We start from the raw sequence: 12624 nt of genomic DNA, 5'->3' as shown, positions 1-12624 counted from the left end.
CCGCCGTATCGATCACCACACGATCCGCACCATTGGCCTGCATCAGCAGCCAACCGACGCAGCGCAGGGCGTTGCCGCAGGTCTCGACCATTGACCCATCAGCGTTCCACACCCGCATGAAGGCGTCGGCGCTGTCGGACGGCTCGATAGAGATCAACTGGTCAAACCCTTCGCCGGAAGCGCGCTCGCCCAGCGCCCGCACCTGATCGACGGTGGGGTTGAAGGGCTGTTCCAGCGCATTGACGACGACGAAATCGTTGCCGGCGCCGTTCATCTTGACGAAGGGACGGGTCATAGGCCGCATATAGTCTCGCTGACGGCGCTGTGCGATCCCCTTCTTCTTTCCCGTCTCGCCGGAAGAAGCATTGGACACCACTCTCCGCGCGCTGTTCAGTGGCCGTTCGCCGGACCAAAGGTTCGGAGCGCAGGAAGGTCGATTTGGCCCAGACGAAAACCGAGCCCAAGGACGCCGGGCCAAAAGATGCTGAACCCAGGGAAGACGGCCTGCGTCTGCGCGCACGCCTGCGCTATCTGTATCATGGCTCTCGCCCGCCCGCGGTGAAGTTCCGCATGGCGGTCATCGTGGTCGATGTGGTCATCATCGCCTTCTTCCTGGCCTCGCCGATCCTGAAGAACATGGGCTGGGCCTTCTATGTTCTGGACTATGTGATCGCGGCCCTGCTGGCGGCGGATCTGGCGGCGCGGGCCTATGCCTATGCCGACATCAAGGACTGGCTGAAGCGGCCCATCGTCTGGATGGACCTGTTCGTTCTGGCGACCCTGCTGTTCCCGGCCTGGCTGTTCAACCTGGGCTTCCTGCGGATGCTGCGCCTGTGGACGCTGCTGAACTCGGACTTCTTCTGGCGAACGGTAGGCCACAAGTTCGATGACACGCGCGTCGAGGGGATCGTCCGCGCCATGGCCAATCTGGTCACCTTCGTCTTTGTGGCGACGGGCTTCGTCTATGCGACCTTCCTGGGCCATGCGGGGATCGCGGGCTATGTCGACGCCCTCTATTTCACCGTGGCGACCCTGACGACGACAGGGTTCGGCGACGTGACCCTGCCGGGGTCATGGGGCAAGCTTTTGTCCATCGCCATCATGCTGGTGGGGATCACCCTGTTCCTGCGTCTGGCCCAGGCCCTGATCAAACCGGCCAAGACGACCTTCCCCTGCGACCGTTGCGGCCTGCAGAAACACGACCGAGACGCCGTCCACTGCAAGGCCTGCGGCAATCTGCTCTGCATCCCCGACGAAGGTTCGTAATAGGGATCATGACAAAGTCGTAACCTTTCGGACGGTCGCTTGCCGCACAAGCCCCCGTCGTTAAGGTGCGTACAAACTAACATTTCGGGATTTATTGCATGATCCGTTCGTCCGCCGCCGTTATTGCAGCGCTTCTCGCCTCCACCAGCCTTACATCGATCGCCATGGCCCAAACGACGACTTCAGCGCCTGCCGCCTCCACCGGCTTTGCGACCAGCGAAGCGACCGATCCCTATGTCTGGCTGGAGGACGTCGAAGGCGAGCGGGCGATGGAATGGGTGCGCGCCCACAATGCCCATTCGCTGGGCGTGCTGCAGGGCGATCCCCGCTACGAAACCCTGCACCAGCAGGCGCTGGAGATCGTGCAGTCGCGCGACCGCATCCCCTCCCCCGGCTTCACCCACGACGGCCATATCGACAACTTCTGGCAGGACGCGACCCATGTGCGCGGCATCTGGCGGCGCACGACGCTGGACAGCTACCGCACGGCGGCGCCGCAGTGGGAGACGATCCTGGACTTCGACGCCCTGTCGACGGCCGAGGGCGCCAACTGGGTTTACAAAGGCTCGACCTGCCTGTCGCCGGAAGAGCGCTACTGCCTGATCAGCCTGTCCAACGGCGGCAAGGATGCGGTGACCCTGCGCGAGTTCGACAGCGTCGAGCGTAAGTTCGTCGAGGGCGGCATCGTCCTGCCGGAATCCAAGGGCGGCGCCGACTGGATCGACAAGGACACGCTTCTGGTGTCGCGCGATTTCGGCCCCGGCACCCTGACCGATTCCGGCTATCCGATGGTGGTCAAACGCCTGAAGCGCGGACAGACGCTGGAGCAGGCCGAAACCCTGTTCACGGGCGAACCGAGCGATGTTTCGGTGTCAGCCTACACCCTGCGCGACGCTGACGGCGTGCTGAAGGCCACCCTGATCAACCGCGCCATCGACTTCTATTCGTCCGAAACCTGGCGGGTGGAGAACGACGGAACCCTGGTGCGCCTGCCGCTTCCGGCCAAGTCCGACATCAGCGGTCTGGTCGATGGTCGTCTGATCGTGACGGTCAAGGAGAACTGGACGGCGCCTTCGGGCCAGACCTTCCAGACCGGCGACGTGATCGCCTGGCCTCTGGACGCCTGGCTGGCCGATCCCAAGATCATGGCCCAGGTGGTGCTGCGCCCGAGCGAACGTCAGTCGGTCGAATCCATCCGCGCCACCCGTCATCATCTGGTGGTCGCCCTCTATGAGAACGTGCGCGGTTCGGTGCGCGTCTATCAGCCCGGCGACTGGTCCTATTCGACCCTGGCCCTGCCGCAGAACGTCTCGGTCGGCGTCGGCTCCGCCTCCGAAAAAGACGACAAGGTCTTCGTCAGCGTCACCGGCTATCTGAACCCGTCCAGCCTGTGGCTGGCGGATGCCGCGACCGGCGCGGTCGATCAGGTCAAGTCGATGCCGGCCAAGTTCGACGCCACCGGCATGACGGTCGACCAGCACGAGGCCCGCTCGGCTGACGGCGCCATGATCCCCTATTTCGTGGTCCATAAGTCGGCCATGCCGCTGGATGGATCAAACCCGACCCTGCTCTATGGCTATGGCGGGTTCCAGAGCTCGCTGCTGCCCGGCTATTCAGCCACGGTGGGCAAGCTGTGGCTGGAGCGCGGCGGCGTCTATGTCATCGCCAATACGCGCGGCGGCGGCGAGTTCGGCCCCCGCTGGCACGAAGCCGCCCTGCAGCAGAACCGCCAGCGCGCGCATGAAGACTTCCAGGCCGTGGCCCTGGACCTGATCGCCCGCAACATCACCAGCCAGCCCAAGCTGGGGATCATGGGCGGCTCGCAGGGCGGGCTGTTCATGGGGGCGATGCTGACCCAGCGTCCGGACCTGATCAACGCCGCCGTCATTCAGGTGCCCCTGTTCGACATGCTGCGCTTCCACAAGCTGTTGGCGGGGGCGTCGTGGATCGGCGAATACGGCAACCCGGACATCCCCGAGCAACGCGCCTGGATCGAGCGTTATTCCCCCTATCAGAACCTGCGTGCGGGCCAGCCCTATCCGGAGGTCTTCATCCACACCTCGACCAAGGACGACCGCGTCCATCCGGGCCACGCCCGCAAGGCGGCGGCGCGTCTGGAGGCGCTGGGCTATCCGGTACTGTTCTATGAGAACACCGACGGCGGCCACGCGGCGGGCGCCAACCTGCAGGAAACCGCGCGTCGTCTGGCGCTGGAATACACCTATCTGTCGCGTCGTCTGATGGACACGCCGGCGCAGGAATAGTCTCTAGTTACACTCATCCCCGCGAAAGCGGGGACCCAGTGCTTCTCGCAAGGTTCGGCGGCTGGGATTGCGTTCACGACGACACGGGCGACGCCGAACGCCCAAAGGTCTGGGTCCCCGCTTTCGCGGGGATGAGCGGAAAGTTTAAGCCATGCGTCACCTGATCCTGTCCGCCGCCATTCCGGCCCTTCTGATGGGGGCCTGCGTCATGGCGCCTGCCACAAATGACGCTTGGGCGACTTTTGATCCCGAGCGCATGGGGCCGCCGCCCGGTTATCCTCAAAATCTAACCCCCGCAGGCGTGGCGGCGGCTGACGATCATCTGGCGCTGGAACAGGTGGACGGCGCCGAGGCCATGGCCTTCGTCGCTGAGGAAAACAGGAAGGCGCTGGCCGCCCTGACCGGCGACCGGCGCTATGAGACCTTCCGCCGCGAGGCGGAGGCCATCCTGACGGCAACCGACCGCATTCCCACGCCCCGCTTCCTGGGCGATGGCGTGGCCAACTTCTGGCAGGACGCCGCCAATCCCAAGGGCGTCTGGCGCCGCACGTCTCTGGCCAGCTATCGCACCGCCAATCCGCAGTGGGAGACCCTGCTGGATATCGACGCCCTGTCGAAGGCTGAAGGCAAGGACTGGGTGTTCAAGGGCGCCGACTGCCTGGCCCCTGACGAAACCCGCTGCCTGATCAGCCTGTCAGACGGCGGCAAGGACGCGGTGGTGGTGCGCGAGTTCGACACCGTGACCAAGCGGTTCGCGACCGACGGCTTCAACCTGCCTGAAGGCAAGCACCGCATCGAATGGCTGGACCGTGACACCCTGCTGGTCGCCACGGATTTCGGGGCCGAGAACGGCAAGTCGACCCTGACGGAGTCGGGCTATCCCTTCATCGTCAAGACGCTGAAGCGCGGTCAGACCCTGGCGCAGGCCGTCGAGGTCTATCGCGGTGATCAGTCCGACGGCGGCTACGGCGTCAGCCCGTCCGTCTATCGCGACAAGGACGGCAAGGTCACCGCCGTCATCATCAGCCGCCCGCTGGACACCTTCCGGTCAGAGACGTGGAGCGTGGCCCACGACGGCAAGACGCAGAAGCTGAATCTGCCCGAGCGTGTCGGCGTCTATGGCGTGATTGACGGCCGACTGGTCTTCTCTCCGGATCAGGCCTGGAGCTTCGACGGTCAGGATTACATCGCCGGATCGCTGCTGGCCCTGCCTCTGGGGGTCTTGGGGGAGACGCGTCAGGATATTCGGATTGGCCGCGACACCGCCGTCGTCTTCCAACCGACCGCCCGTCAGGCTTTGCAGGACGTCACAGTCTTCTCCGACGCGGTTGTCGCCGCTGTGACCAATAATGTGGCGGGGGCGCTGACGCGCTTCCGTTCCGAGGGACAGGGCTGGACGGCGGCGTCGATCAACGTGCCCGCCAATCTCGCCGTCAGTCTGGGTGACAGCTCCAAGTCACGCGGCGAAGTCTTCGTCTCGACGCAGGGCTTCCTCGTCCCGCCGACGCTAAGTCTGGCCAGTGTCGGTTCAACGACCCTGACCGAACTGAAATCCGCACCGGCCAAGTTCGACGCCTCGCGCGACATCACCGAACAGTATGAGGCCACCTCCACCGACGGGACCAAGATACCCTATTTCATCACCCGTCCGCGCGACATGAAGCTGGATGGGTCGAACCCCACCATCATGCTGGGCTATGGCGGTTTCCAGGTCAGTCTGAACCCGGCCTACAAGCCCGAAATGGGCAAGCTGTGGCTGGAGCGCGGCGGCGTCTTTGTCCAGGCCAACATCCGCGGCGGCGGCGAGTTCGGTCCCGACTGGCATCAGGCGGCGCTGAAGGAAAACCGCCAGCGCGCTTTTGACGACTTCGCCGCCGTGGCCCGCGATCTGGAGCAGCGCGGCGTCACCAGCCCGCGCCGTCTGGGCATATACGGCCGTTCGAACGGCGGCGTGCTGACCTCGGTGTCCATCACCCAGCACCCGGAACTGTTCAATGCGGCGGTGATCGAAAGCCCGCTGGTGGACATGCTGCGCTATCAGGAACTGCCCGCAGGCGCCTCGTGGATCGGCGAATACGGCGACCCGCGCATCCCCGCCGACGCCGCCTTCATCGCCCGCTATTCGGCCTATCAGCAGCTGCGTCCCGGCGCCGCCTATCCGCGCGTCTATCTGACCACCAACACCCGCGACGACCGCGTCCACCCCGGCCACGCGCGCAAGTTCGCCGCGCGTCTGGGCGATCTAGGCTATGACCACCTCTATTATGAGGACACGGCGGGCGGTCACTCCAACGACGCTGATCCGGTGGCCAACGCCCGCCGCTGGGCGCGCCACTACGTCTATCTGTCGCAACAGCTGATGGACTGAGGCGGGCTCACGGACTTATGAGGCGCTCTGCCGAATAGTGAAGTCTAAGAACGGGACCATGAGAACCACGGGCTGGGTCATTGCAGGCACGGTGATTGCGGGCGCCCTTCTGTCGATGGGCGCTTCCGCCCAACCGACGGGCGCGCGTCCCGCCGCCGCGCGCCATGCCGCCTCCAGCACCCCGCCTGTGGTGGTCGAGCTGTTCACCGCCCAAGGATGCGGCAGCTGTCTGGACGCCAATGCGGCGGTCGAGCGGGCGGCGGGCGAACCGGGCGTGATCGCCCTGACCTATGGCGTCGACTACTGGGACTATCTGGGCTGGACCGACACCTTCGCCCAGCCCAAGTTCTCGGAACGCCAGAGGGCCTATCGCTCGGCCCTGCGTCTGCGCGGGGTTTCGACGCCCGAAGTGGTCATCGACGGGCGCCGTCAGATGTCCGGCGCCCATGCCGCCGAACTGGAAGCCGCCATCGGCGAAGAGGCCAGCCGCCTGAACTGGCCCCCCCAGATCGAGTTCCGTGAGACCGGCGACCGGGTGGGCGTCGGCTCGGGCCGTCCGCCTGCCGGCGGCGCCGAGGTCATCGCCGTCACCTATACGCCCGGCGCCCAGGTGGTTCAGGTGCGGACCGGCGAGAACAGGGGCCAGTCTGTGCGCCATATCAATGTGGTGCGCGACATCAAGCGTCTGGGCGACTGGCGCGGGCGTCCGGTCCTGTTCCACCTGCCCCACGCCGCAGACGGCGAGGCCGTCGTCGTCCTGGTCCAGTCCAAGGACAGCCGCCAGATCATAGGCGCGGCCGCACAGGACTGAGGTTCGGGGCGAATGGATCTCGACACGCTCACCTACGACACCGATGGCGCGCAACGTTTTCCGGGGGCCGTGGCTGACAGTCTGGTCGCCTTGCGTGCGATCTTGACCGACCTTCCAACTGAGCAGGCGGGCGTTCGTTTTCAGGGCCTTGGCCAGCTGGGCCGCTTTATGGCCGCCGACGGCGTGATCGGATCAGTCGCCGCCAGCGTGCTTGGCCCCAACGCCCGGCCAGTGCGGGCAGTGCTTTTCGACAAGACAGCCACGACCAATTGGTCATTGGGTTGGCATCAGGATCGGACCATCTGCGTCCAACGCCGTGTCGAAACGGGCGGCTTCGGACCGTGGTCAGTGAAGGCGGGAATGCAGCATGTAGCGCCGCCTTCCAGTATTCTCGCGCGGATGGTGACGTTGCGAGTACACCTCGATGACGTCTCGGCGGACAACGCCCCATTGTTGATCGCGCCGGGCTCCCACCTCGAGGGTCGAGTAGCGGTGAACGCCATAGACGCCGTGGTTCGCCGGCATGGGACGGTGGCCTGTCTCGCCGGCGCTGGCGACATATGGCTTTACGCCACCCTTATTCTCCACGCGTCCGATGCCGCGACAAGACCGCAACGCCGTCGGGTTCTGCAACTCGACTACGCCTGCGAGGACTTGCCGGGCGAACTGGAGTGGCTGGGCGTCTAGACGTCCGTCAGGCGCCCGCCTTCTTCGCAAAGCCCCAGGCTGCGTCGCTGAGCGGGCCGACCTGTGCGGCCATGGTCTTGGCGTGGGCGCTGGCGGCGGTGCCGTCGCGGACCCGGCCTGCGATGCCCTGACAGATGGCCGACAGGCGGAACAGGTTATAGGCGTAGAGCCAGTCCAGATTGGCCGGTTTCAGACCCGTTCGGGCGGCATAGCGTTCGACCGTCTCCTCGACGGAAGGAATGCCCAGCGCCTCAAGATCAGCCCCCGCCAGACCATTGCGCAGGGTCGCGGGAATGGCCCAGCCGATCAGCAGATAGGAAAAGTCCGCCATCGGATCGCCCAGCGTCGACAGCTCCCAGTCCAGCACGGCGCGGACCTCGGCGCGGTCCGGCGCCAGGATCATATTGTCCAGACGGAAGTCGCCGTGGACGATGCGGCTGGGGCCTTCGGGCGGCAGGCTTTCCGGCAGGAAGGCGATCAAGCGGTCCATGGAGGCGATCGGCTCGATCTCCGAGGCGCGGTATTGTTTGGTCCAGCGTCCCACCTGCCGGGCGAAATAATTGCCCGCCTTGCCATAGTCCGACAGGCCGATGGCGTCGGGATCAAAGGCGTGCAGGGCGGCCAGGGTGTCGGTCTGCGCCTCATAGATGGCGCGCCGCTCTGGCGGGGTCAGGCCGGGCAGTTTCAGGTCCCAGAAGATGCGCCCCTCGACCTTGTCCATGACATAGAACATAGAGCCGATGACGTTATCATCCGTGCACAGAGCATATGATCGGGCGACCGGGAACCCTTGAGCCGCCAGGGCCGAGATCACCTGAAACTCGCGATCAACCGCATGGGCGCTGGGCAGCAGGACGCCCGGCGGCTTGCGGCGCAGCACATAGGCGGCGGTCGGGGTGGTCAGCTCATAGGTCGGGTTCGACTGACCGCCCTTGAACTGGCGCACCGTCAGCGGCCCCGCGTAGCCCGCGACATTCTCGGCCATCCAGGCGTCGAGCGCCGCCTCGTTCAGCTGATAGCGCGGATCGACGTCGCGCGTGCCGGAAAAGGCGGATTGGGCGTCCAGGGTCTCAGTCATTCTCATCCTCCGCCGTCCCGTCTTCAGCGGGGTCGTGCGCTGCAACAATGGCGGCCTTCACAGCCCGACGCCAGCCCGAAAGCAGCCGTTTGCGCTTATCCGGCTTCATGCGCGGGGTCCAGCGCGCCGGGGCTTCCGCAGGGTGAGCCTCCAGATCAGGGATCAGGCCGACGCCGAATGCCGCCAGCCGCGCCGCGCCCAGCGCCGTCATCTCCTGAAAGGCCGGGCGCTCCACCACCACGTCGCAGATGTCGGCGACGAACTGCATGGCGAAACTGTTGGCGGTGACGCCGCCGTCCACCTTCAGCGTCTTCAGCGGCGGCGCTCCATCAGCGGCCAGAGCGTCCAGCAGGTCGCGCGTCTGATAGGCCAGGGCCTCCAGCGCCGCGCGGACGAAATGGGCCGGGCCGGTGTCCCGCGTCAGGCCGACGATGGTTCCGCGCGCCTCGGGCCGCCACCACGGCGCGCCCAGGCCGGTGAAGCCCGGCACCAGATAGACGCCGCCATTGTCCGGCAGGCTCTGGGCCATGGCCTCTGACTGGCGCGATTCTGAAATCAGCTTCGGCCCATCCCGCAGCCACTGGATCGCAGACCCGGCCGAGAAGATCGAACCTTCCAACGCATAGGCCGTCTGGCCACCTGCCACATAGGCCAGCGTGCCCAGAAGCCGCCGTGTCGAGATCACCGGCTGGTCCCCGACATTGGCCATCAGGAAGGCGCCGGTGCCATAGGTGATCTTGGCGTCGCCAGGCTTCAACGCGCCATGACCGACCAGCGCCGCCTGCTGGTCCCCCGCCGATCCGGCGATGGGCAGGGCGCGGCCGAACAGCTCCGCCTCGCTTTCGGCGACGACCTCGGCGCAGCCGACGATGCGCGGCAGGGCGGCGCGCGGAACCTGAAACAGCGCACACAGGTCATCGCGCCATTCCAGCGTCCTCAGATCAACCAGAGAGGTGCGCGAGGCGTTCGAGGCATCGGTCGCATGTTCGCGGCCGTGGGTCAGTTTCCAGATCAGCCAGCTGTCGATGGTGCCCAGCTTCACCTCGCCCTTTTCCGCCCGTTCGCGCGCGCCCGGAACGGCGTCCAGCAGCCAGGCGAACTTGGTCGCCGAGAAATAGGGATCAAGGATCAGGCCCGTCGCCTGCTGCACCGCCGCCTCATGCCCTTCCGCCGCCAGACGGGTGCTGACATCGGCGGTGCGGCGGTCCTGCCAGACGATGGTGCGGTGCAGCGGCTCGCCTGTCTCTGCGTCCCAGAGCACCGCAGTTTCGCGCTGGTTGGTGATGCCGATGGCGGCGAACCGGCTGACCCCGCCCGCCTTGCGGATCACCTCGCGGCAGGTCTGAAGCGTCGCCGACCAGATTTCAGCGGCGTCATGCTCGACCCAGCCGGAGCGGGGAAAATGCTGGGCCAGTTCGATCTGACTGACGGCGACGGGACGCAGATCGGAGGGCTGGTCCCCTGAAGTCAGCTGAAAAGCGATGGCTCGGGTCGAGGTGGTGCCCTGGTCGATGGCGAGGATCAGGCTCATCAGCGGTTCCCATGCGAAGCGGCGGCGATACAGGCCTGATCGGAGCATAGGACGAAGGCGGGGGCCAGCGCCTTGCGCCGCTTGCGGCCATCCGCCCTTTTCTTCGTGACGGGGGACGTTAAACCTGACGGCTTCGTACAGATTAGAACAAGGGGAAACGCACATGACCAAGCCCAGCGAACTGGCGGGCCTGATCGGCCAGGAGGTCGGGGTCTCGAAGTGGATCGAGGTCACGCAGGCGCGCATCGACGCCTTCGCCGACTGCACCGAAGATCATCAGTTCATCCATGTGGACCCCGAGGCCGCCAAGGCCACGCCGTTCGGCGGCACCATCGCCCACGGCTTCCTGACCCTCAGCCTGGCCTCGGCCATGAGCTATGACGCCGTGCCGCCGCTGGAGGGCGTAGTGATGGGGGTCAACTACGGCTTCGACAAGCTGCGCTTCCTGGCGCCTGTTCCTGCGGGCTCGAAGGTGCGGGGCCGGTTCAAGCTGCTGGCCGCCGATGACAAGGGGGGCGGTCGCTGGCTGCTGAAACACGAGCTGACCGTCGAGATCGAAGGCGCCGACAAGCCCGCCCTGATCGCGGAATGGTTGGGGATGCAGATGGTCGGCGGCTGATCCGCCCCACCCCAGCTACGGCAAAGAAAAAAGGCCCGGAACCTGAGTTCCGGGCCTTTTTTCTGTTCTAGTCCAACGTGCGCTTGATCTCTTCGACCGTGAAGCACTCGATGTAGTCGCCTTCCTTGATGTCCTGGAAGCCCTGGAACTGCATGCCGCATTCCTGGCCAGCCGTGACCTCGTTGACCTCGTCCTTGAAACGCTTGAGCGTGTTGAGCGTGCCCAGTTCCAGCACCACCACGTCGTCGCGGATGATGCGGACGCGGGCGCCCTTGCGGACCACGCCTTCCGACACCCGGCAACCGGCGATCTTGCCGATCTTGGAGATGTCGAACACCTGCAGGACGGCGGCGTTGCCCAGGAAGGTTTCCCGTTGCAGCGGCGCCAGCATGCCGGACAGCACGCCCTTAATGTCGTCGAGCAGGTCGTAGATGATCGAATAGTAGCGGATCTCGACGCCCTCGCGGTCGGCCAGATCACGCGCCTGTTTCGACGCACGGACGTTGAAGCCCAGGATCGGCGCACCGGCAGACTTGGCCAGGTTGACGTCGCTCTCGGTGATGCCGCCAGCGCCGGAATAGACCGTGCGGGCGCGCACTTCGTCGGTGCTCATCTTGTCCAGCGAACCCATGATGGCTTCGGCCGAACCCTGCACATCCGCCTTGATGACGACCGGCAGTTCAGAGACCTTCTTGGATTGCAGACGCGACATCATGTCGACCAACGACACGGAGCCGCCCGAGACCTGAGCCTTCTCGCGCTTCACCCGCTGACGGTATTCGGTCAGCTCGCGGGCGCGGGCTTCGGATTCCACCACGGCGAAGACGTCGCCCGGAGACGGCGCCTCGTCCAGACCCAGGATTTCGACCGGGACAGACGGGCCAGCTTCGGTCAGTTGCTCGTTGCGCTCGTTCAGCAGGGCGCGAACCTTGCCCCACGATCCGCCGGCCACGACGATGTCGCCGCGCTTCAGCGTGCCGCGCTTGACCAGCACGGTGCCGACGGGGCCGCGACCCTTGTCCAGCTTGGCCTCGATGACCACGCCTTCAGCCGAGCGATCGGCGTTGGCGCGCAGGTCCATGACCTCGGCCTGGACCAGGATGGCTTCAAGCAGGCCGTCCAGGTTGGTGCGGTTCTTGGCCGACACCTCGATGATCTGGGTTTCGCCACCCAGGCTCTCGGCGATGACTTCGTACTGCAGCAGTTCGTTGACCACCTTCAGCGAGTTCGCATCCGGCTTGTCGATCTTGTTCACCGCGACGATCAGGGGCGCGTTGGCGGCCTTGGCGTGCTGGATGGCTTCGATCGTCTGCGGCATGACGCCGTCGTCGGCGGCGACCACCAGAACCACGATGTCGGTCACATTGGCGCCGCGCGCCCGCATGGCCGAGAAGGCGGCGTGGCCCGGGGTGTCCAGGAAGGTGACCTTCTGGCCGTCTTCCAGACGCACCTGATAGGCGCCGATGTGCTGGGTGATGCCGCCGGCTTCGCCGCCCGCCACATCCGTGGTGCGCAGCGCGTCCAGAAGCGAGGTCTTGCCGTGGTCGACGTGGCCCATAATGGCCACGACCGGCGCGCGGGTTTCGGTGGCGATCTCGTCGTCGGCCTCGGCGATGAAGCCGGTTTCGACGTCAGATTCCGACACGCGACGCACGGCCATGCCGAATTCTTCAGCCACCAGTTCGGCGGTGTCGGAATCGATCACGTCGTTGATCTTCATCATCATGCCCTGACGCATCAGGAACTTGATGATGTCGACGCCGCGGACGGCCATCCGGTTGGACAGCTCCTGCACGGTGATGACGTCGGGGATGACCACTTCGCGCGGACGGTTCGGCGCATCGGTCGATCCGCCCTTGCGCTTTTCCTTCTCGCGTTCGCGGGCGCGGCGGACCGAGGCCAGCGAGCGCATGCGCTCGGCGGCGTCGCCGTCACCGACCACGGACTGGATGGTCATGCGGCCTTCGCGGCGCTTCGGCTCGCCGCGCGTGCGGCTGACC

Annotated in this window: 9 protein-coding genes and 1 pseudogene; 6 read left to right on the top strand and 4 right to left on the bottom strand. The window is 65.8% G+C overall.

The features are described from left to right. Positions 1–295 (bottom strand): annotated as a pseudogene (locus tag QZ281_RS17910) (diaminopimelate epimerase); the annotation flags it as partial. Between the two features lie 143 nt (positions 296–438). Here QZ281_RS17910 and QZ281_RS17905 point away from each other — a divergent pair. From QZ281_RS17905 to QZ281_RS17885, 5 genes are all read left to right on the top strand, one after another. Further along, complete coding sequence (locus QZ281_RS17905; protein ID WP_292230916.1) at positions 439–1266, top strand: potassium channel family protein; 828 nt, start codon at positions 439–441, stop codon at positions 1264–1266. A 98-nt stretch (positions 1267–1364) separates the two neighbouring features. Then, on the top strand, positions 1365–3530 hold the full coding sequence (locus tag QZ281_RS17900; protein WP_292230913.1) for a prolyl oligopeptidase family serine peptidase: 2166 nt from the start codon (positions 1365–1367) through the stop codon (positions 3528–3530). Between the two features lie 151 nt (positions 3531–3681). Continuing rightward, entirely contained in the window at positions 3682–5898 is a 2217-nt protein-coding gene (locus QZ281_RS17895) for a prolyl oligopeptidase family serine peptidase (protein ID WP_292230911.1), read from the top strand. A gap of 58 nt (positions 5899–5956) precedes the next feature. Beyond that, the gene (locus tag QZ281_RS17890) at positions 5957–6709 is read left to right on the top strand and encodes a DUF1223 domain-containing protein (RefSeq protein WP_292230908.1); all 753 of its coding nucleotides are present in this window, start codon (positions 5957–5959) and stop codon (positions 6707–6709) included. A 12-nt stretch (positions 6710–6721) separates the two neighbouring features. Continuing rightward, positions 6722–7396, top strand: coding sequence for a phytanoyl-CoA dioxygenase family protein (locus QZ281_RS17885; protein WP_292230905.1), 675 nt, complete (start codon positions 6722–6724; stop codon positions 7394–7396). 7 nt (positions 7397–7403) lie between these two features. Here QZ281_RS17885 and QZ281_RS17880 read toward each other — a convergent pair whose 3' ends face one another. Both QZ281_RS17880 and glpK read right to left on the bottom strand, forming a co-directional pair. Beyond that, on the bottom strand, positions 7404–8474 hold the full coding sequence (locus QZ281_RS17880) for a phosphotransferase family protein (RefSeq protein ID WP_292230902.1): 1071 nt from the start codon (positions 8472–8474) through the stop codon (positions 7404–7406). Beyond that, a complete protein-coding gene (gene glpK / locus QZ281_RS17875; RefSeq protein WP_292230899.1) occupies positions 8467–10005 on the bottom strand; it encodes a glycerol kinase GlpK in 1539 nt (512 codons plus the stop codon). The genes QZ281_RS17880 and glpK overlap by 8 nt, the downstream gene beginning before the upstream one ends. A 163-nt stretch (positions 10006–10168) precedes the next feature. On the opposite strand from glpK, the gene QZ281_RS17870 reads away from it, so the two are divergent. Continuing rightward, a complete protein-coding gene (locus QZ281_RS17870) occupies positions 10169–10624 on the top strand; it encodes a MaoC family dehydratase (RefSeq protein ID WP_292230897.1) in 456 nt (151 codons plus the stop codon). Between the two features lie 67 nt (positions 10625–10691). Here the strand turns inward: QZ281_RS17870 and infB are convergent. Further along, on the bottom strand, positions 10692–12624 hold a 1933-nt coding region (gene infB / locus QZ281_RS17865; protein WP_292230894.1), incomplete at its 5' end, for a translation initiation factor IF-2.

The sequence above is a fragment of the Brevundimonas sp. genome, assembly GCF_018608325.1.
Taxonomy (GTDB): Bacteria; Pseudomonadota; Alphaproteobacteria; order Caulobacterales; family Caulobacteraceae; genus Brevundimonas.
This window is presented reverse-complemented; position numbering and strand designations above follow the sequence as displayed.